We start from the raw sequence: 20804 nt of genomic DNA, 5'->3' as shown, positions 1-20804 counted from the left end.
CATGAACGAAGAGGCGACCGAGCCCACCGTCGAGCACGAGGACCCCCGCGAGGCGGCCCCGCACGACAACCGACGTCAGGTCCTCTACTGGCGACTGCTCGCCCGTCTCTTCGACCCCGAGGAGCAGGCCGCCCTGGAGTCCGCGAGCCTCGCCGTCGTCAAGGACCTCGGCCTGCCCGCCGCACTGCTGGACCCGAGGGCCTCCGTCGACTCGATCGTGCAGCGCCACCCCGCACTGGCGGCCGAGTTCGACGGGCTGATGGCACCCGAGCCGCCGGAAAGCGCGGAGGACGAAGACGCCGCCGCCGTACGTGACCGGCCCGCCGAGGTGCGGCGCGCGGCCCTGGTGTCCAAGGTGCTGCTCAACGTCTTCGCCACCGGCAGCGGATCCGTCAGCGCCGGGCAGCTCGCGCGCTGGCAGTCCGACGCCGGCTGGCTGGAGCGCGCCCTCGGCTGCGCGCCCGGCGACCTGCGCGGTGGCCGCACCGGCGGTCGTGGCGCCGGCCCCACCGGTTCCGGCGGCGGCACCGGTACGCCCGATCTCAGCCGGCTCATCCCGCAGATCGGACCCGAACTCGGCGCCCTGGAGGCCGACCTGGTCCAGCGCATGCGGCTGCGCGAAGTTCTGGCCGACCCCACGCTCGCCGCACAGCTCACCCCGAGCATGTCACTCATCGAGCAGCTCCTGCGCGACAAGAGCAACCTGTCCGGCGTCGCCCTGGCCAACGCCAAGTCGCTCATCCGCCGCTTCGTCGACCAGGTCGCCGAAGTACTGCGCACCCAGGTCGAGAAGGCCACCGTCGGCGCCGTCGACCGCTCGGTCCCGCCCAAGCGGGTCTACCGCAACCTGGACCTCGACCGCACGATCTGGAAGAACCTCACCAACTACAGCCCGGAGGAGGAACGGCTCTACGTCGACCGCCTCTACTACCGGCACACCGCCCGCAAGACCACACCGCAGCGGCTGATCGTGGTCGTCGACCAGTCCGGCTCGATGGTCGACTCCATGGTCAACTGCACCATCCTGGCCTCGATCTTCGCCGGACTGCCGAAGGTCGATGTCCACCTCATCGCGTACGACACGCGGGCGCTGGACCTCACCCCCTGGGTGCACGACCCGTTCGAGGTGCTGCTGCGCACCCGGCTGGGCGGCGGGAACGACGGCCCGGTCGCGATGGCCATGGCCCGGCCGAAGATCACCGAGCCGCGGAACACCGTGATGGTGTGGATCTCCGACTTCTACGAGTTCGACCGCTCGCAGCCTCTCTTCGAGGGCATCGAAGAGGTCCACCGCTCCGGGGTGAAGTTCATTCCCGTCGGCTCGGTGACCAGCTCCGGCCGGCAGGAGGTCAACCCCTGGTTCCGGGAGCGCTTCAAGGCCCTCGGCACACCGCTGATATCGGGCCACGTCCGCAAGCTCGTCCACGAGCTCAAGTCGTCCCTCGTCTAGGCAACCGCCCTCATCGAAGTGAAAGGCCCTCACATGTCCGACCTGTTGCGCGCCCCCGCCGAGATCAAGTACGCCGAGGAACTGGACTGGCTGGAGTCGGTCGACGACGGCCCCAAGCCGTTCTCCTGGCGGCTGTCGCCCAAGATGGTCCGGCTGTTCATCCTCGGCTCCGAGCGCGCCGACGGCCTCGACCGGGAGATCGCGCCCAAGTGGTTCGGCGACCGCAGCTTCGTCGAGCGCTCCATCGTCACCCTCGCCTCCGACCGCGGCCTGCTGCTCATCGGCGACCCCGGCACCGGCAAGAGCTGGCTGGCCGAGCTGCTGTCCGCCGCGATCTGCCGCAACTCCACCCTCGTCGTGCAGGGCACGGCCGGCACCACCGAGGACCACATCAAGTACTCGTGGAACGTGTCCATGGTGATCGCCAAGGGACAGTCCCGCGAGTCGATGATCCCCTCACCCATCATGACCGCGATGGAAGCCGGCTCCATCGGCCGCTTCGAGGAGCTCACCCGGTCCACCAGCGACGTCCAGGACGCGCTGATCTCGATCCTGTCCGAGAAGTACATCTCCGTCCCCGAACTCGGCGGCGACGGCGACTTTGACAACATCGTGTTCGCCAAGCCCGGCTTCTCCGTCATCGCCACCGCCAACAGCCGCGACCGGGGCGTCAACGACCTGTCCTCCGCGCTCAAGCGCCGCTTCAACTTCGTCCGCATCCCCGTGGTGACGAACAAGAAGAGCGAGGCGGAGATCGTCCGCTTCCGCACCGAGGAACTGCTGCGCCGCCACCACATCGACCTCGACGTGCCGCCCACCCTGCTGGACGTGCTGTTGCAGAGCTTCGCCGACCTGCGCGCCTCCGCCGCCGCGGCCGGCAGCGACGACGAGAAACTGGAGTCCGCGCTGTCCACGGCCGAACAGATCGGCGTCCTGGAGGACGCCATCCTGCACAGCAACTTCTTCGGCGAGCGCGCCCTCACCGCGCACACCCTCGCCTCCTCCCTCGTCGGCTCCCTCGCCCGCCGCGAGCCCGAGGACCTCGCCATCCTCAACAAGTACCTGCACGGCGTCGTCGAACCCCGCAGCAAGGAACAAGGGGGCTCCTGGCCGGAGTTCCTGGAGGGCGGCCGCCACGCGATCGCGACCCTGTCGTGAACGGCGGCACGAGCGGCGGCGCCTTCGACGCGCTGCGCGGCCAACTCCACGACGCCGCCCTCACCTTCGCCGACGGGCCCGGCGCGCTGGAGGGCATCCTGCGGGGCATCGTCGACGACGTCGAACGCGCGGTGCGCGAACCGCTGGAGATCTTCCCCGTCTGCCACCACTCACCGGCGTCCGCGCTCGCCATGGCACGCCGGCTGCGCCAGAAGCAGCCGAAGGTGGTCTACCTGGAGCTGTGCGAGGACATGGCGCCGCTCCTGACCGAACTGCGCAACTGCCGCCTTCCGGTGGCCGTCCAGGCGTTCGCCGGCCAGGTCGACGGATTCCCCGCCGACTGGTCGCCGCTGTCGGTCGTCGCCCCCGTCACCGAGGCGTCCGCCGAGTACCAGGCGATCGCCTACGCCCTCGACACCCCCGGCGTGGAACTCGTCCTCGTCGACCGCTCCTCCGACCACGTCTTCCAATGGCAGACGCCGCCCGCCGAAGGGACCAGCCTCGACGCGCCGCCCGCCGACGAGGAGAGCGCCCTCCACGGCGACGCCGTCGGCGTGGAGATCGGCGACCTGCGGCCCCGCTTCGCCGAACTGGAGGAGCACCTGCTGCGCCACGGCCGGGTGCGGCACTGGTCGGAGTGGTGGCACCAGTACGTCGAGGTCCCCCTCGGCGACGGCGACCACGACACCTACCGGCAGGTCATGCTGCTCATCGGCAGCCTCTTCCGGCGGCTCGCCCCCGGCGACGCGCGGCAGGTGCGCGTCGACGAGGACCGCGAACGGTACATGTGGACCCGGATGCGCGAACACCTCGCCGCCACCGGGGCCGACCCCGCCGACTGCCTGTACGTGTGCGGCGCGTTCCACGCCGCCAGCCAGGTCGCCGAGTTCGGCGTGCACGGCAGCGACACCTTCACCATCACCCCGCGCACCCCCACCAAGTGGCTGCACGGGCTGATCCCGTCCAGCCACGCCGCGATCGAGGCGCAGTTCGGCCTGGCCGCCGGCTCGGTGTCCATCGCGGCGACCCAGTGGGCGAAGAACCTCGACCGGACCGGCGTCAAGCCGTACCGGCTGGCGGGCCAGGCGGGCGCGAAGAAGAGCACCCGCGCGCGCAAGGCCCTCCCCGCATCCGCGTCCGCGTCCGTGAGCGGGCCCGCCGACAGGCTCACCGGCTTCCTCCAGCGGCCGCCCGCCCTCGACCCGCTCGACGAGGCCGAACTGCTCGGCTGGTCCGTGGACATCGTGCGGGCCGCCCGGCGAAGCGGCTACCTCGCCTCCACCGCCGACGCCATCGCCGTGTTCGAGACGTCCATCCTGCTCGCCGGGATGCGCGACCGCGTCAAGCCCACCCCGTACGACTTCCAGGACGCGGCGATCACCTGCATCGAGAAGGACGCCGTGCCGGGGCGGCGGGACGTACGCCGGCTGGTCGAGATCATGATGGGCGGCGACCGGATCGGCCGGGTCGGCTACGACGCCCTGCCGCCCCTCGCCCGGGACGTGCACGACCGCCTCGCCCCGCTCGGCCTCCGACTGCAGCAGCGGGGCGTCCAGCGGGCCCTCCTCGACATCGCCGCACGGCCCGAGCTGGAGCGCTGCTCCGACGTGCTGTGGATGCTGCGTCGTCTGCTGCCCCAGGGCGCGGCCCGGATCGTCATGGGCGAGCGCAGCTTCGGCGAGCGCCCCATCCAGGAGTCGTGGGACCTGGCGCTCGGCACCCACGAGCGGGCCCTGATCGAGCTCGGCTACGAGGGCGTCAGCATCGAACAGGTCCTCGAGCAGCGGCTGCGGCGGACGGCGTACGCCCCGCAGGCCACGGCCGCCCAGGTCCTGGAAACCGTCGAGGACGCCATCCTCTACCTGCGCAGCCGCCGCCTCGCCGACGAACTCGGCACCCGGGCCCTCGACGTGCTGTCGGGCGAGCGCAGCGTCGACGGCGCGCCGGAGGTCCTGCGCCGGATCCGCAGACTGCTGACGCACTACCGCACCAGCGAACCGGTGCTGCCGCCGTGGATCGAGTCGTTCGTCAAGACCGGCTACGCGCACTACTGCACGCTGCTGCCGACGGCGTTCACCGACGAGGACGCCACCGTGCGCCAGGTCGGGGCCATGCTGGGCTTCCTGTTCGGCATGGAGCACCTCGCGCTCTCCCTCGGCTGCGACAGGGCCCAGCTCGAACTGGCCCTGGCCCAGTGCCACCCGGAGGAGCCGTCCAGGACGGCGCTGCTGTGGGCGGCCCGGACCCACCTGGGCACCCTGTCCCGGCCGGCCCTGCGCTCCCGCTGCGACGCCCTGCTGGCCGACCCGCTGGCGCTGCCGGCCTACCCGCGCTACCTCAGCGGCTTCCTGCACGCCCTCGAACCGGTGCCCGCGCTGGCCGACTTCGTCGTGGAGGCCGTGTCGAACGCCTTCGCCCGCCTCCCCGACCCGGTCCTGCTGCCCTGGCTGCCCACCCTCATCAGCACCCTGCGCGCCGACGGCGCCGAGCAGGCCCCCCTCCTGATCCGCGAGGCCGCCCGCCTCTTCCCGCCCGGTCTCCAGGACCTGGACGCCTGGACCCCACCCTGGCTCCACGACCACCAGCCGGCCCTGCTGCCCCCGGCTCCGGAGCCCAGCACGGCCCAGCCCCTGGCCCTCCTCATCAGCCACCCCACCACCTGCGACGCCCTCGCAGCCCACCTCACCTACCCCGGCACGTGGGCGACCTCGACCACCCCCCGCCCCGAGGCCCCCGGAACCACCCTCCTCACCCACCACCCGACCACGACCGAGGCACTGGCGGCCCTGCTGGCGATCCCGGCGGGCTGAGCACGCGACGGGCCCCCGCCGGAACGGCGGGGGCCCGTGCGGTGTCGGGTGGGGTCACAGGCCGACGGTCAGGAGGGCGTGGGTCTTCGTGCCGGGGGTGTTGTCGTAGGCGACGGCTCCTGTGGTGGTGTTCCAGACGCGGAGGGCGAAGGTGCCCGGGGTTTCCGTCGCCGTGGCGCGGAAGGCGTAGCCCTTCTTGCCGCCCAGGGCCGCGGAGCCCTGGAGGACGGCTGTGTCGCCGGTGACGACCAGCCAGTCGAGGGCGGTCGAGCGGAGGGTCAGGCCGGCCGGGGCGAAGTCGAAGGTGACCGATCCGGCCGGGGCGGTGGAGCCGGGCAGGTAGCCGGCGGCGACGGAGAAGAACGCCGGGCCCTTCAGTGCCGGCTTGGCCGGGTAGGCGCCCGCCTGGGAGTCGAACAGGCCCGCGCCGACCACGGGGCCCGCGGTGCGGTCGTACACGATCAGCTCGGGGAGCGTCGCGGCGGCCGTCGCCCCCTCGTCGTCCGTCACGGTGACGACGGGGCGGTGGATGCCCGGCCGGGCGTAGGTGTGCTCGGCGCGGCAGCCGGTCGCGGTGACCTGGCCGGCGGCCGGCTTCGTGCCGTCCCGCCAGTCCACGGTGCAGGTGTGGGTGTCGGACGCGCCGGCGTCGGTGAACGTGGCGGTGACGACGGCCGGCCGGCGGACCGGGAGCGGGGACTGCGCGGCCGCGGCCGCCGTGATCGCGGGGGCCGCGTTGGCCACGGTGACGGTGACGGTGTCGCTGCTGCGGCCCGCCGTCAGGGCCGCCGTGTGGACGCCGTCGTCGGTGCAGGTGAGCGTCGTGCGGGCGGAGGCCGGGTCGGCGAGCGTGCAGGGCGCGCCGGCCTGGAGCGTCCACTTGGCGCCGCCGGCGCCGGAGACCGTGCCGGTGAGCGCGATCGCCGCGCCCTCCGTCCCGGCGGCGTCCGCGCCGGCGTGGGCGATGCCCACCGGGCCCACGCCCGTCAGCGTGGGCACGACCTTCTTGATCAGGCCGTCCGCGTCGAACTCCAGCCGGTCCAGGGTGGTTTCGCGGTGCATGCCGTCACCGCCGGGCATCGCGAAGCGGTGGTAGGCGATGTACCAGTCGTCGGTGCCGGGCACCTGTGTCACCGAGTGGTGGCCGGTGCCCTTGACGCCCAGTGAGAGGTCCTTCTCCAGGATCACGCCCCGCTTGGTCCACGGCCCGTAGGGGGAGGAGCCGGTCGCGTAGGCGACGCGGTAGTTCTCGTCCCGGGTGTCGTTCTCCGACCACATGAGGTAGTAGACGCCCTTGCGCTTCACGACGAAGGAGCCCTCGTTGTAGCCGCTCGGGGTGATGTCCTTGATCTTCGAGGCGTCGAAGGAGGTCATGTCCGCGTTGAGCGGGACGACGTATCCGCGCCCGTTGCCGAAGTACAGGTACGACTGCCCGTCGTCGTCGGTGAACACCGCCGGGTCGATCATCTGGCCGCTGAGCTGGCCCGCCTTCAGCAACGGCCGGCCGAGCGGGTCCTTGAAGGGACCGGTGGGCGAGTCGGCCACCGCGACGCCGATGTTGGCGTCGGCGGAGAAGTAGAAGTAGTACCTGCCGTTCTTCTCCGCCATCGTCGGCGCCCAGGCCCTGCTGTCCGCCCAGGACACGTCGGGCCCGAGGTCGAGGATGACGCCGTGGTCCTTCCAGTGGACCAGGTCGGTGGAGGAGTAGGCCTTGAACTGCGTGCCGCTCCAGCCCTCGAAGCCGTCGGTGGTCGGGTAGAGGTAGAAGGTGTCGCCGAAGCGGACGATGTTGGGGTCGGCGTTCAGACCCGGCAGCGCCGGCGTCCGCATGACCAGCGCCGACACCGTCCAGGTGCGCTTCTTCCCGTCGGAGCCGGTCACCTGGTACGTCACCGGATGGCTGAAGTCCTGCACACTGCCCGACGCGGGGCTGACGGCAGCGCCGTGGGCGAGCGTGAACTCCGGTGTCAGGGCGCTCAGATCGGTGCCCTCCTTCATCGGCAGGGTGATCCGGCCGCCCGCGTCGTCGACGATCGCGTCGACCTTCAGCGCGGGGTGCGACGCCTTCGCGATGCCCGCGGTGTTGCCGCTCAGCTCCATGACCTCCTCGGCCGACAGAGCCCGGCCGTAGACGCGGAAGTCGTCGACCTCGCCGCCGAAGTACGGGTCGGCCGCGTACAGGGACCTGCCGATGTATCCGCTCTGGCCCTTGGCCGCGTCGTACAGCTCGGACGGCTTGACGGCGGTCGTCGTACGGGCCGCCTCCACCCCGTCGACGTAGAGGACCATCCGGCCGGTCGCGCCGTCGAGGGTGACCGTCACATGCCGCCACACCCCGGGCGTCAGCGGGGAGCCCGCCGTCAGCTTGGACTCCGCCGACCAACTCGCCGTGGTGATGGCCGAGTAGAGGCTGTTGCCGCCGTTGGAGGGGGTGGCGAAGAGGTACTTGTCGCTGTCCGGGCCGAGCCCGAACAGCCACTGGAAGCCGGCGCCGCCCTTCCACTTGGCGTACGTCGACACCGTCACACCACCGGCGTCCTTCAGCAGTCCGTTCGGGATCTTCACGTAGGGGGAGGTCGCGGAGTCCCCGGACATCACGAACGAGCCGCCGTGCACGCCGGTCCCGAAGGCGGGGGTGCGCTCGTAGGCGCCGTGCAGGCCGTGGCCGCTCACGTCACGGGCGATGCTGCCGGACGTCTCGTCGAAGGTGTAGTGCAGGAGCAGGTCGGCGGGTGTGTCCGGGCCCTCGGCCGACACGGTGACCTGGGCGCGGACGGCGGTGGCGGAGCCGTCCGCGAGAACGCCTGCCACGGCGAAGGTCCCGGGCCGGGCGTACGCGGAGACGGGGACGGCGTCCCAGGTGACCGCGACGGGCCGGCGCACGCCGTCGGCGTACCCGGCGACGACCGTCGCGGGCAGCACGGGCGCCTGGCCGACGCGGGTGCCGACGCTCACGTCCTCGACGTCGGTGACCTGCTGGTCGGGCTGGTAGGCGCGCAGCAGCCGGTCGTACTCGGCCTGGGTGACGGGAAGGACGGTGCCGTGCCGGGGCCGCGCGGGCAGTTCGTATCCGGTGGACGGGGTCCACACGCCGGAGGCGAGGTCGGTCGTCTCGAACGGGATGTAGCCGCGTCCGCCGAACTCGTCGAGGAACGCGTACCACTTGTCCTCGGTGTTGGACTTGAACACCAGCGGCCCCTCGGCCGCGTTCATCGCGCCCTTGCCGATGCCCTCGGCGACCGGCTCCCAGGAGAGGTTCCGCAGCGAGTCGCTCTTCTCCTCGAAGACGAACTTGCTGTTGGGCGTGGAGGAGCTGTTGTTGCGCTCGTCCTTGGAGAGCCGGTAGTAGACGCCGTCGTGCCGGATCACGGTGGAGTCGATGACCGAATAGCCCCGGTCGACCCACACCTTGGGCTCGCTGAAGGTGTGGAAGTCGCGCGTGGTGGCGTACATCATCCGGTTGTACGTGTCGCCGGTGTGCGCCGCGTCCGCGTACAGCTTCGACGCCCAGAACACCACGTACTCGCCGCGCTCGGCGTCGTAGAACGCCTCAGGCGCCCAGGTGTTGCCCGCGCTGTCGGGGGAGACCCGCACCAGGCGCTGGTCCGTCCAGTGGACGAGGTCGGTGGACTCCCACACCATGATGGACTTGCTGCCGGTGCGCTGGGCGGCGTCCCAGTCGCCGTTGCCGTAGATCCTGAGGTCGGTGGCGATCTGGTAGAACTTGTCGCCCTCGGGGGAGCGGATGATGAACGGGTCGCGCAGACCCCGCTCGCCGAGGGACGAGGTCAGCACGGGCCGTCCGTCGTTGAGCTCCCGCCACTTCAGCGGGTCGTCGCCCTGGCTGAGCGCGAAGGAGACCTGCTCGCCGTCCGCGGTGCCCTCGCCGGTGAAGTAGCTGAAGAGGTAGCCCTTGAGGGCGGCGGGCGCCGGGAGCTCGGGGACCTTCGCGGTGAACGCGCGGGTCGCCTTCGCCGCGCCCTTGGTGACGGTCGCGGTGAGTTCGACGGCGGTCGCGCCGGCCCCGTGCGCGGGCCGGCGGACCACGCCGTCGGCGGAGACCACGTCCGGGCGCGCGGAGGTCCAGGCGACGGAGGTGCCGTACGCGCCGGACGCCGGGAGGGAGAGGTTGCCGCGCGCGTCGCCGAGGTTGTGCACGGTGAGCGCCTCGGCCGCCTGCCGGACGGAGGTGGCGTCGTCGTAGGCGGCGAGGACCGTGACGTCGAAGGACCGGGTGGCGGTGACCGTGCCCTTCTTCAGGGTCGCGGTGAGCGTGGCGTGGCCGTCGGGCTCGCCGGCGGCGGGGCGGGTCACCTTCCCGGCGGCGGACACCACGGCCGGGGCGTCGCTGGCCCAGGTGATGGCCGAGCCGCCCGCCGGGCCCGTCCTGGGCAGGTCGAGGTCGGCGGTCACGGCCGCGGTGTCCCCCAGCGTGAGGGCGGCCTTGTCGTCGGCGACGCCCCGCGCGGCCACGGGCAGGGAGAGCCGCTCGACCTCGGAGGCGGCCAGCGCCCGGTCGTAGACGCGGAAGTCGCGCATCCGGCCCTTGAACAGCTTGTCGCTCGAATAGACCGACCTGCCTATGGAGTTGGCGGTGGTCGTGCCGGCGCCGATGGCGCCCGGGGTGGTGCTCACCGCGGTGTTGCGGGCGACCTCGACGCCGTCCTCGTACAGGACGCCGGTGCTGCCCGTCTGGGTGTAGGCGATGTGCTTCCACACCGCGCGGGTGAGATTGTGGGAGTCGGCGGGCTTGGTGGTCTGCTCCGTCGACCAGTTGCCGGTGGCGATCGAGGTGCGGAAGGAGTTGCCGGTGGTGAACAGGTAGCCGTTGCCGCTGCCGCCGCTCGTGTTGCCGAAGCCGTAGAGGAAGTAGGGGGCGCTCTGCGTGGCGTCGATCAGCACGTCCGTGGAGACGGTGATCGAGGCCATGCCCTTCATCAGGTCGTTCGGCGCCTTGACGTAGGTGTCGGCGCCGTTGAAGCCGAGGCCCTCGCCCGGCCGGGACCAGTCGGCGGAGCCCTGGACCACGCCGTCACGGCCGTGCCCGGAGGAGTCGGCGGCGCCGGAGGGGCCGTCGAACTTGTACCAGAGGGCCAGCCCGTCGGTGACGTCCGCGCTCTCGGCCGCCTGGACGGGGGCCGCCGTCGCGGTGAGCCCGAGGAGCATGGAACCGGCGACGAGTCCGGCGAGCCGTTTCGCGCGGCGTCTCGCCCTGCTGCGGGGTGGGGGGATGTGCGTCATGGGGCCCGCCGTTTCAGCTGTGTGACGTGGTGTTGCGAGAGTGTCAAACGGGCTGTGGTGCGGCGTCAATAGATCTCGAACGATGTCCGACCTGTCGAACAAGGCCTGGTGTCCTCTCAAAGCGCCCTCAGTGACGACGAGTTGGCGACAGAGGTCAGGAGACCGGCGCCTACCGGGGACGCCGGACCGCACGGCCGCCGTCGCCCCACCCTGGGCGCCGGCCCCTTCTACCCCGTACGGAGCACAGGTCGGCACGCTGAGCCGAGTGGCCTGATTCACATGGCACTGAGGTGACCGCACCGACACCATGGTGCCGTCACCGGCAGGCTGAAGGGATTCCAGGATGTTCCGCAAGGTGCTGGTCGCCAACCGTGGCGAGATCGCGATCAGGGCGTTCCGCGCCGGCTACGAGCTCGGCGCGCGCACCGTCGCCGTCTTCCCCCACGAGGACCGCAACTCGCTGCACCGACTGAAGGCCGACGAGGCCTACGAGATCGGGGAGCCGGGACATCCGGTGCGCGCGTACCTGTCCGTGGAGGAGATCGTCGGCGCCGCCCGCCGCGCGGGCGCCGACGCCGTCTACCCGGGCTACGGGTTCCTCTCCGAGAACCCCGAACTGGCCCGCGCCTGCGAGGAAGCGGGCATCACCTTCGTCGGACCCGACGCCCGCACCCTGGAGCTGACCGGCAACAAGGCCCGCGCGGTCGCCGCCGCCCGCGCCGCCGGCGTGCCGGTGCTTGGCTCCTCGCAGCCCTCCACCGACGTCGACGAACTGGTCCGCGCCGCCGACGAGATCGGCTTCCCGGTCTTCGTGAAGGCCGTCGCCGGCGGCGGCGGGCGCGGCATGCGGCGCGTGGAGGACCCGGCGCAGCTCCGCGAGGCCGTCGAAGCCGCCTCCCGCGAGGCGGCCTCCGCCTTCGGCGACCCCACCGTCTTCCTCGAGAAGGCCGTCGTCGAACCCCGCCACATCGAGGTGCAGATCCTCGCCGACGGCCAGGGCGACGTCATCCACCTGTTCGAACGGGACTGCTCGCTCCAGCGCCGCCACCAGAAGGTCATCGAGATGGCGCCCGCGCCCAACCTCGACCCCGGGCTGCGCGACCGGATCTGCGCCGACGCCGTCCGCTTCGCCCGCGAGATCGGCTACCGCAACGCCGGCACCGTCGAGTTCCTCCTCGACCGCGACGGCAATCACGTCTTCATCGAGATGAACCCCCGCATCCAGGTCGAGCACACGGTCACCGAGGAGGTCACCGACGTCGACCTCGTCCAGGCCCAACTGCGCATCGCCTCCGGCGAGACCCTCGCAGACCTCGGCCTGTCGCAGGACACCGTCAGGCTGCGCGGCGCGGCCCTGCAGTGCCGCATCACCACCGAGGACCCCGCCAACGGCTTCCGCCCCGACACCGGCCGCATCAGCGCCTACCGCTCCCCGGGCGGCTCCGGCATCCGCCTCGACGGCGGAACCACCCACGCCGGCACCGACATCAGCGCCCACTTCGACTCGATGCTGGTCAAACTCACCTGCCGGGGACGCGACTTCCCGACCGCGATCGGCCGCGCCCGGCGCGCCGTCGCCGAGTTCCGCATCCGCGGCGTCGCCACCAACATCCCCTTCCTCCAGGCCGTTCTGGACGACGCCGACTTCCAGGCCGGACGCGTCACCACCTCGTTCATCGAGCAGCGCCCGCACCTGCTGACCGCCCGTCACTCCGCCGACCGCGGCACCAAGCTGCTCACCTACCTCGCCGACGTCACCGTGAACAAGCCGCACGGCGAACGGCCCGAGCTGATCGACCCCACCACCAAGCTGCCGCCGCTGCCCCAGGGCGAGCCGCCCGCCGGCTCCCGCCAGCGCCTGATCCACCTCGGCCCCGAGGGCTTCGCCCGGCAGCTGCGCGAGTCCCCGACCATCGGCGTCACCGACACCACCTTCCGCGACGCCCACCAGTCCCTGCTGGCCACCCGCGTGCGCACCAAGGACCTCCTCGCCACCGCCCCGGTCGTCGCCCACACCCTGCCCGGACTGCTCTCCCTGGAGTGCTGGGGCGGCGCCACCTACGACGTCGCCCTGCGCTTCCTCGCCGAGGACCCCTGGGAGCGGCTCGCCGCCCTGCGCGAGGCCGTCCCCAACATCTGCCTCCAGATGCTGCTGCGCGGCCGCAACACCGTCGGCTACACCCCCTACCCGACCGAGGTCACCGACGCCTTCGTCCAAGAGGCCGCCGCCACCGGCATCGACATCTTCCGCATCTTCGACGCCCTCAACGACGTCGGCCAGATGCGCCCCGCCATCGACGCCGTACGTGAGACCGGCACCGCGATCGCCGAGGTCGCCCTCTGCTACACCTCCGACCTGTCCGACCCGAACGAGCGCCTCTACACCCTCGACTACTACCTGCGCCTCGCGGAGCAGATCGTCGAGGCCGGCGCCCACGTCCTCGCCGTCAAGGACATGGCCGGCCTGCTGCGCGCCCCTGCCGCCGCCACCCTCGTCTCCGCGCTGCGCCGCGAGTTCGACCTGCCGGTGCACCTGCACACCCACGACACCGCGGGCGGCCAGCTCGCCACCTACCTCGCCGCGATCCAGGCCGGCGCGGACGCCGTCGACGGCGCCGTGGCCTCCATGGCGGGTACGACCTCCCAGCCGTCGCTGTCCGCGCTCGTCGCCGCCACCGACCACTCCGAGCGCCCCACCGGCCTCGACCTCCAGGCCGTCGGCGACCTCGAGCCCTACTGGGAGGGCGTCCGCAGGATCTACGCCCCCTTCGAGGCGGGCCTCGCCTCCCCGACCGGGCGCGTCTACCACCACGAGATCCCCGGCGGACAGCTGTCCAACCTGCGCACCCAGGCCGTCGCGCTCGGCCTCGGCGACCGCTTCGAGGACATCGAGGCGATGTACGCGGCCGCCGACCGCATCCTGGGCCACCTGGTCAAGGTCACCCCGTCGTCCAAGGTGGTCGGCGACCTCGCCCTGCACCTGGTCGGCGCCGGCGTCAGCCCCGAGGACTTCGAGTCGGCGCCCGACCGCTACGACATCCCCGACTCCGTCATCGGCTTCCTGCGCGGCGAACTCGGCACCCCGCCCGGCGGCTGGCCCGAGCCGTTCCGCAGCAAGGCCCTCCAGGGCCGCGCCGAGCCCAAGCCGGTCACCGAACTGAGCGCCGAGGACCGCGAGGGCCTGGAGAAGTCCCCCCGCGCCACCCTCAACCGGCTGCTGTTCCCCGGTCCCACCCGCGAGTTCGACACCCACCGCCAGGCCTACGGCGACACCAGCGTCCTGGACAGCAAGGACTTCTTCTACGGTCTGCGCCCGGGCAAGGAGTACGCCGTCGATCTCGAACCCGGCGTGCGGCTGCTGATCGAGCTCCAGGCGATCGGCGAGGCCGACGAGCGTGGTCTGCGCACCGTGATGTCCTCCCTGAACGGCCAGTTGCGCCCCATCCAGGTCCGCGACCGGGCCGCCGCCACCGACGTCCCGGTCACCGAGAAGGCCGACCGCTCCGACCCCGGCCATGTCGCCGCCCCGTTCGCGGGCGTGGTGACGCTGACGGTCGCCGAGGGCGACGAGGTGGAGGCCGGCGCCACCGTGGCCACCATCGAGGCGATGAAGATGGAAGCCACCATCACGGCCCCGAAGGGCGGCCGGGTGAGCAGGCTCGCCATCAACAGGATCCAGCAGGTGGAGGGCGGGGACCTGCTGGTCGAGATCGGATAGCGCGACCCCGCGGGGCATCGACGGCGGCCGGTCGGTGGCGTCGGATGTCCGGGCCGGGCGGGGCGGGAACTCGTGGACGGGCGGTCCGTTCAGATGGGTGACGCCCCGTTCGTGCCCGGTGCCGATGCCGGGCACCGGCCCCTGAGAGAGTTCGCCGCATGACGATTCCGCCCGCCGGCCCGACGTACCCGCCCTACCCGGCGCCGCCCGCACCCGACCCGGGGCACTCCGAGACGCTCGCCTACCATCGCCTGGCCCGAACATCGGCCCGCCACCGATGGTGGCGGCCGCTCGTGGGCACGCTGTTCCTGCTGGGGGGCATCGCGTTCACCCTGCTCCTGGTGTACGGCCTCGCCGACGTCTGGGGAGCCGTTCGGGACTATCCCGTGGACCGCGACGGCATGACGGAGTTCGGACCCGTCGCGGGCACCGCCGTAGACCTCGTCGCGATAGCCGTGGCCATCCCCGTGGTGCTGCTCGCGGTGCGCTGGATCGGCGACCGGCCGGCCGGCACCGTCTCCTCCGTGACCGGCCGTCTGCGCTGGCGCCTGCTGGGCACGTACACGCTGGCCGCCCTCGCCGTCAGCGTCGTCACCGGCGCCGTGATGTTCCTGCTGCCGGGGGACGACGAGCCGGTGCGCTGGGCCGGATGGGGGTTCTTCCTGTCCGCCATGGCCGTGCTGCTGGTGCTCGTGCCGTTCCAGGCCGCCGCCGAGGAGTACGTCTTCCGCGGCTGGCTCACCCAGGCCGCGGGCGCGTTCCTCCGCCGGCCCTGGGTGGCGGTCGTGCCGCAGGCGGTGCTGTTCGCCGCGGCCCACGGGTGGGGCACCCCGTGGGGCTTCGCCGACCTGGTCGTGTTCGGCGTCGTCGCGGGCCTGTTGAGCGTGCGCACCGGCGGACTGGAGGCGGGCATCGCGCTGCACACGGTGAACAACCTGTTCGCCTTCGGCTTCTCGGCCGCGATCGTCGACGGCCTCAAGAGCGACGAGACCGCCGCCGATTCACCGTGGCAGGTCGTGCTCGTCGACGTCTCCGGCATGCTCCTGTACGCGGCGGTCGTCCTGTGGCTCGCCCGCCGCCGCCCGCCGGTCCGCACGGCCCAGGCCCCGCCGCCGGTCCCCCCGCACCCGCACTTCCCGTACGCAGGCCGGCCGGCCCCGTACCCGGGGTACCCGCACGCTCCGTACGCCGGCCCGCACCAGAATCCGTACGGCGGCCCGTACCCCGTGCCGCACCAGACCCCGTACGGCGGCCCGCCACACCCCTCGCACACCGGCGGACCGCACGCCCCGTACAGCGTGCCGCACCAGAACCCCTACGGCGGTCCTCCGCCGGGCCCCTCCGCCGACGACCGGGAGGGCCGCGCGGACGGGGCAGGTCTGCCCCCGGGGACAGGGCCCTCTGCCTCCGCGTCCGATGACGCCGGGCGCGCCCCGCGCTAACGTCCGCCCGTGAGCAACCGCATCTCCCCGCGACGGCCGGTGGCGTGAGCGACGACAGCACCGTCGAGGCCCGGCCGCACGCACCGCGACCACCGCACCCGCCGCACGGCGACACCGCCGAAGCACCCCAGGACCGGCCCCCCGAGTCCGTCCCGTCCCCGCCCCGCAGGACGCGGCGGGGCCCGGGCCCCGTCACCCTGCTCGTGCTGCCGGGCCTGCTGACCCTCGCCGCGGTGGCCGGCGTCCTCACCCTGACGGGCGGCCTCCCCCTCGAGGGCTCACCGGACGCCGGCTCAGGACAGAGCGCCGCGGGCGGTGTGAACGAGACGTACGGGCCCTGGCTGCGCAAGGCCGCCGGGGCCTGCACGGTGGTCACCCCGGCGCTCCTCGCCGCCCAGATCGACCAGCTCTCCGGCTGGCGCGACGACACCGGCGCCTCGGGCGAACAGGGCATCGCCGGCTTCACCGACGGCGAATGGCGCAGCTGGGGCCGCGACGACGACGGCAACGGGAAGTCCTCGCCGCGGGATCCGGCCGACGCCGTCATGGCCCTCGGCCGGCAGGACTGCTCCCTCGCCCAGCAGGTCACCGAGCTGCGCACCGAGGGCACCGTGAACGGCGACCTCGTCGACCTGACCCTCGCGGCGTACGCGGTGGGCACGGACGCGGTGAAGCGGGCCGGCCGCGTCCCGGCCGGGGCGCTGACCTACCTGGCCGAGGTGAAAGGGCTCCTGCCGCGCTACGGGGCCTTCGACAAGGAGCCGCAGACCGACACCGGTCCGGCGGGAGGCCCGGTCCTCACCGCGCCCCTGACCGCGCTCACCGTCACCTCCCCGTACGGCTCGCGCCGGCACCCCCTGACCGGCGTGACCAAACTGCACACCGGCGTGGACTTCGCCGCTCCCCTGGGGGCCCCGGTGACGGCCGCGCGGGACGGCAGGGTCGTGTTCGCCGCGATGACGAAGGCGTACGGCAACCGGGTCGTCGTCGACCACGGCACCATCGAGGGCAAGCGGCTGGAGACGACGTACAGCCATCTCTCCGCGCTGGACGTGCGGGTCGGGCAGAGCGTGCGGACCGGGACCCTCGTCGGCCGGGCCGGCTCGACCGGCCTGTCCACCGGCCCGCACCTGCACTTCGAGGTCGTCTACGACGGCTACTACGCCGATCCGGGGCCCTGGCTGGGCGCCGGCGGCTGAGGCGACCGGCGCCGCGCCGCGCTGCGGTTCACCGCAGCACCGCCTCCCAGGTGTCCACGGCGTAGTGCACGGTCATCCCGTTGCGGGCGTAGAGCTGCGGCGCGCCGGTCTCGTTGGAGGTGTCGACGCCCAGGCCGACCGTGTCCCGGCCCCGGGCGGCGAACGCCGCGAAGGCGTGCCGCAGCAGCAGCCCGGCCAGACCCTGTCCCCGGGCCTCGCGCCGGACGCCGATGCTGCGGATCCAGCCCATCGCCTCCCGGTCGTCACGCGCCAGCAGGAACCCGGCGTCCCCCAGGTGGTCCGTGCCGGCGATCCACACCAGCGACCAGTCCAGGGCGGTCCCGTCGATGTCGTGCAGCCACTGCTCGTAGCCGCGCGGCTGGAAGTCGAAGTGCTCGGCGAACGTCGACTGGTACAGCTCGTGGACGCGCCGGCGGTCCGCCTCCGACTCACAGGGCCGGATCCGTGTTCCGGCGGGCGGCTCCGGGGCCCGGTCCTCGACGGGGTCGACAGGCCGGCGCAGCACGTGGTAGCGCCGTACGACTGACCAGCCGCGCTCCCGGAGCAGACCGGTGTCCAGTGTGGGCGCGACGTTCAAGTTCAGGTGCACCACGGCCCGTTCGGCGCCGTTGTCCCTGGCCCTGCGCAGCGCGCGCGGCTCCATCGCGTCCAGCAGCAGCCGCCCGGCCTCCTGGTGCTCGGGCAGGACGTAGTGGTCGATGTCGACGCGCTCGCCGTCCGACTCGTCCCAGAGCAGCCCGTAAGCCACCAGCCGGTCCCCGTCGAAGGCGAGCCAGGAGTCCTGCGCCAGATCGACCTCGGGGTGCTTCAGGTCCGCCTCGACGGTGTGCAGGTCCGTCTCCGGCCGGCCGATCTCGATCAGGTCGACGGCGTTGAGCAGGTCGGTGACGGCGGGCGCGTCGGTGAGCGTGGCGGCACGCAGGACGTAGGACATGGGGCCAGGGTCCGGGGGAGCGGCGGCCGCCGCAACGGGTTTTCCGCACAACGGCGTTCGAGCGGTGGCCGGGTCCGCGTCCGCGCGCGCGTTCTCACGCGAGGGCCAGCACCAGCACGCACAGGACGAAGAGCGCGAGAAGCGACCACAACAGGACGGCCGTCGAGGCGTCCGGCCCCGCGGGCGGCGGCAGCGCCGGCGCCGGCGGGGCGGGCGGAGGCGGGGGCAGCGCAACGGGGGCCGAGTCGAACAGGTCGGGATGGCGCTGCGCGAGCCGCTCGCACCACGGGCACGTGATGAGGTGGGAGGCGTAGGTGTGATGGGTGCGCACGGCGCAGGACGACACCGCGCTCCGGGTGCTCTCCAGGGCCTCGAACCACTCGATCGCGGTGGGCCGGGCCGCCGGGTCCGACGGCCCCGTGCCGAAGGTCCGCCGGGCGAGGTCGAACAGGGCGGGCGGAAGGACCCCCGGCCGCACCGTGCCGCGCGGCACGACGACCCGTTCGGGCTGGTTGACGTACGAGACGCCGCCGGAGATGCGGCTGCGCATCGACACGCTCTCGGAGCCGGCGTCCTTGAGGTGGCCGGCGAACGGATGGGTGCCGCCGGTGAGCAGCTGGAACACGCAGACCGACAGGGCGAAGCTGTCGCTGGCCCGCGAGGCCGTGCCCCGGGTGAAGCGCTCCGGGGCGCTGTAGGCGGGCGTGTGCATCTCCGACGGGTAGTGGGTGCCGTCCTCGGGGTCGTCGAAGGACATCGAGTCGCAGTCCAGGAACGTCACGAAACCGTCCCGGTCGACGACGATGTTCCGGGCGGAGAAGTCGCCGACGACGATGCCCTCGCTGTGCAGCCGGACCGTCAGATAGGCGAGGTTCCAGGCGACGCCCAGCAGGAAGCGCCAGTCGAGCTCCGGACGGAACCACTCGGCCCTGCTGCGCCGGTCGAACAGCGCCGCGAGCGGCACGTGCGCCGGCTGGGCGAAGCGCTGCATGGCGTACCCCACGACGGCGCCCTCGGCGTCCCGGACGAGCGCCGCCGGCCAGGCCAGTTCGGGGGCCTGACGGCCGTCGGTGGCCCGGCCGGTCAGCGGCGACATCCGGATCATGCCGGCCAGCCTGCGCTGCTGCTCCGGGCCGGGCGGCTCGTGGTAGATCTTCACCACCCGCTCCGGCCGGCCGACGACCGCGTGGACGGCGGCCTGCCCGCCGCTGGCGAGCGGCTCCTCCTCCAGCGGGGTGGGCTCACCTTCGATGTAGACCTGGTCCATCAGCTTCTGACCGCCCTGACGAGGGTCTTGTCGTCGGCGTTGTCCGCGGCCAGCCGCCGTGAGTGCAGCAGCCGGGTCAGTTCGGCCTCCTCCTCGTCGGCGGGGACGTCCGGCCGCTCCATCGCCCCGAGCACCTTGGAGACGAAGGTGTGCTTCGCGCGCCGGTTGTCGTTGCCGGGGGACTCCACGGCGGCCTGGGTGAGCCCGTCGGTCGACAGCAGGATCCCGGTGATGCCGTCGTCGAGGACGCAGGCCGTCTCCAGCCGTTCGGCGGCGTCGTCGGAGGTCACGAAGAAGGCCTCGTTGCTGTACTCGCTGACCGGGGCCGGCTGGGGCAGCAGATGGAACAGGGGCTGCCCGTCGGAGGTCCCGGCGCGCAGCATCGCGAACCCGTCGCCGACGCTGAGGTAGCCGAGCCAGTGCCGGGTGCGCACGACGACGGTCAGGGTGGTCGCGTAGTCGTCGTGCCGCGGCCCGGCGGACTGAAGGAAATCGGCCCGCAGGCGCCTGAACCGGTCCCGCAGGAACGGGCGCACGTAGTCGGGCTCCCTGGGCAGCGAGGGCGTGGCCAGGAACGCCGACGGGGCGAGGCTCACGGCCAGTCGTGCGCCCTCACGGGACATCGGGCGGCTGCCGGCCCCGTCCGCCACGGCGAGCAGGAAGGTGTCGGGGCCGGTCTGGTGGCAGACGAAGGCGTCCTGGCAGGGGAGGTTGTCGCTGCGGTGCCGGTGGCCGGGCACGCTCAGCCCGTGCAGCCGCCACTCCGGGGAGTACGTCATGCCGCTCACCCGTTGTTCCACGCGGACCGCTGACTGGTGAAACGGGCGAAGATCTTCTCGTAGATCTCCTCGCCGTCCCCCTTGTCCTGCGCGCCGGCGCTCGCCGACATCATCTGGAGCACCTGGCGGAAGGGGAATCCCTGGAGCCGGGCGTAGTACTTGGGCGCGATGGCCCGCAGCACCTCCTCGCCGCGCGGGGTGATCCCGCCGACGCCGATCGCGAACAGCCGGAACTTCTTGCGCCGTTGCTGTTCGGCGAGGAGCGGCACCACCTCCTTCCAGTCGTCGGTGAGGTGCCCCTCTCTCGTGGTGGGCTGGCCGTCGGTGATCAGGCAGATCTGCGGGCGGTAGTACTGGTGACCGGCCTGCCGCAGCGCCGACTTCCGGGCCGCCACCAGCCGTACGGCGGTGCGCAGGGCGTCCGTCATCAGGGTGACGCCGCCGGCCTGGAGCAGCGGGGGGCGGAACGAGTGCGCCGCGACGAAGGCGTCCGGGTCGGCCGCGTCGGGCAGCACGGTGGCGCCCCGCCAGGCGCACACCTCACGCCCGCCGAAGGTGATGAGGGCGACCTCGACACTGTGGGCGAGGTTGACGTCGGTGCTCAGATCGCGGACCCATTCCTGCAACGCGCTGTTGAGCATCGTGATGGGCGCGTCGGCCATGGACATCGAGGTGTCCAGGCACAGCACCAGCGGCTGCCGCTGGGCGTTGCCGTCCGGCACGATGTCGTCGTAGTAGAGCGGAACACTGCGCGAACGCTCGTCGTGCATGGAAGTACCTCTGTG

Annotated in this window: 11 protein-coding genes; 6 read left to right on the top strand and 5 right to left on the bottom strand. The window is 72.5% G+C overall.

The window, feature by feature from the left end; genetic code table 11:
• Nucleotide 1 precedes the first annotated feature (1 nt).
• The 3 genes from ACIOC0_RS29900 to ACIOC0_RS29890 are packed head-to-tail and all read left to right on the top strand — an operon-like array spanning nt 2 to nt 5418.
• Nucleotides 2-1450, top strand: coding sequence for a VWA domain-containing protein (locus ACIOC0_RS29900; protein WP_402159068.1), 1449 nt, complete (start codon nt 2-4; stop codon nt 1448-1450).
• Between the two features lie 33 nt (nt 1451-1483).
• Nucleotides 1484-2608 carry an AAA family ATPase gene (locus ACIOC0_RS29895; protein ID WP_402158862.1) on the top strand — a complete coding sequence of 375 codons (1125 nt, stop codon included), beginning with the start codon at nt 1484-1486 and terminating at the stop codon, nt 2606-2608.
• Nucleotides 2605-5418 carry a hypothetical protein gene (locus tag ACIOC0_RS29890; RefSeq protein WP_402158861.1) on the top strand — a complete coding sequence of 938 codons (2814 nt, stop codon included), beginning with the start codon at nt 2605-2607 and terminating at the stop codon, nt 5416-5418. The genes ACIOC0_RS29895 and ACIOC0_RS29890 overlap by 4 nt, the downstream gene beginning before the upstream one ends.
• Before the next feature lie 54 nt (nt 5419-5472).
• Here the strand turns inward: ACIOC0_RS29890 and ACIOC0_RS29885 are convergent, their stop codons facing one another.
• The gene (locus ACIOC0_RS29885) at nt 5473-10659 is read right to left on the bottom strand and encodes a family 43 glycosylhydrolase (protein WP_402158860.1); all 5187 of its coding nucleotides are present in this window, start codon (nt 10657-10659) and stop codon (nt 5473-5475) included.
• Nucleotides 10660-11002: 343 nt separating this feature from the next.
• Here ACIOC0_RS29885 and ACIOC0_RS29880 point away from each other — a divergent pair, with 343 nt between their 5' ends.
• The 3 genes from ACIOC0_RS29880 to ACIOC0_RS29870 all read left to right on the top strand — a co-directional run bounded on the left by ACIOC0_RS29880 (nt 11003) and on the right by ACIOC0_RS29870 (nt 17018).
• Nucleotides 11003-14377 (top strand): pyruvate carboxylase, encoded by a 3375-nt coding sequence (locus tag ACIOC0_RS29880; protein WP_402158859.1) that lies wholly within the window; start codon nt 11003-11005, stop codon nt 14375-14377.
• Nucleotides 14378-14535: 158 nt separating this feature from the next.
• Complete coding sequence (locus tag ACIOC0_RS29875; protein WP_402158858.1) at nt 14536-15819, top strand: type II CAAX prenyl endopeptidase Rce1 family protein; 1284 nt, start codon at nt 14536-14538, stop codon at nt 15817-15819.
• A 44-nt stretch (nt 15820-15863) separates the two neighbouring features.
• On the top strand, nt 15864-17018 hold the full coding sequence (locus ACIOC0_RS29870) for a peptidoglycan DD-metalloendopeptidase family protein (protein WP_402158857.1): 1155 nt from the start codon (nt 15864-15866) through the stop codon (nt 17016-17018).
• A 28-nt stretch (nt 17019-17046) separates the two neighbouring features.
• Here ACIOC0_RS29870 and ACIOC0_RS29865 read toward each other — a convergent pair whose 3' ends face one another.
• From ACIOC0_RS29865 to ACIOC0_RS29850, 4 genes are all read right to left on the bottom strand, one after another.
• Complete coding sequence (locus tag ACIOC0_RS29865) at nt 17047-17973, bottom strand: GNAT family N-acetyltransferase (protein WP_402158856.1); 927 nt, start codon at nt 17971-17973, stop codon at nt 17047-17049.
• 94 nt (nt 17974-18067) lie between these two features.
• On the bottom strand, nt 18068-19240 hold the full coding sequence (locus ACIOC0_RS29860; protein ID WP_402158855.1) for a protein kinase: 1173 nt from the start codon (nt 19238-19240) through the stop codon (nt 18068-18070).
• Nucleotides 19240-20019 (bottom strand): PP2C family serine/threonine-protein phosphatase, encoded by a 780-nt coding sequence (locus ACIOC0_RS29855; protein WP_402158854.1) that lies wholly within the window; start codon nt 20017-20019, stop codon nt 19240-19242. The genes ACIOC0_RS29860 and ACIOC0_RS29855 overlap by 1 nt, the downstream gene beginning before the upstream one ends.
• A 5-nt stretch (nt 20020-20024) precedes the next feature.
• Complete coding sequence (locus ACIOC0_RS29850; protein WP_352251144.1) at nt 20025-20789, bottom strand: VWA domain-containing protein; 765 nt, start codon at nt 20787-20789, stop codon at nt 20025-20027.
• Nucleotides 20790-20804 lie beyond the last annotated feature (15 nt).

This window comes from Streptomyces sp. NPDC088254, from assembly GCF_044740925.1.
In the GTDB taxonomy this organism is placed as follows: domain Bacteria; phylum Actinomycetota; class Actinomycetes; order Streptomycetales; family Streptomycetaceae; genus Streptomyces.
Note: the sequence above shows the minus strand (reverse complement) of the source record. Positions and strands in the feature narration are given on the sequence as shown.

Excerpts from the sequence above, each read along its gene's own strand:
- ACIOC0_RS29865 (WP_402158856.1), bottom strand. The coding sequence starts at position 17,973 with ATGTCCTACGTCCTGCGTGCCGCCACGCTCACCGACGCGCCCGCCGTC.
- ACIOC0_RS29900 (WP_402159068.1), top strand. The coding sequence starts at position 2 with ATGAACGAAGAGGCGACCGAGCCCACCGTCGAGCACGAGGACCCCCGC.
- ACIOC0_RS29885 (WP_402158860.1), bottom strand. The coding sequence starts at position 10,659 with ATGACGCACATCCCCCCACCCCGCAGCAGGGCGAGACGCCGCGCGAAA.
- ACIOC0_RS29860 (WP_402158855.1), bottom strand. The coding sequence starts at position 19,240 with ATGGACCAGGTCTACATCGAAGGTGAGCCCACCCCGCTGGAGGAGGAG.
- ACIOC0_RS29895 (WP_402158862.1), top strand. The coding sequence starts at position 1,484 with ATGTCCGACCTGTTGCGCGCCCCCGCCGAGATCAAGTACGCCGAGGAA.
- ACIOC0_RS29875 (WP_402158858.1), top strand. The coding sequence starts at position 14,536 with ATGACGATTCCGCCCGCCGGCCCGACGTACCCGCCCTACCCGGCGCCG.
- ACIOC0_RS29855 (WP_402158854.1), bottom strand. The coding sequence starts at position 20,019 with ATGACGTACTCCCCGGAGTGGCGGCTGCACGGGCTGAGCGTGCCCGGC.
- ACIOC0_RS29880 (WP_402158859.1), top strand. The coding sequence starts at position 11,003 with ATGTTCCGCAAGGTGCTGGTCGCCAACCGTGGCGAGATCGCGATCAGG.
- ACIOC0_RS29850 (WP_352251144.1), bottom strand. The coding sequence starts at position 20,789 with ATGCACGACGAGCGTTCGCGCAGTGTTCCGCTCTACTACGACGACATC.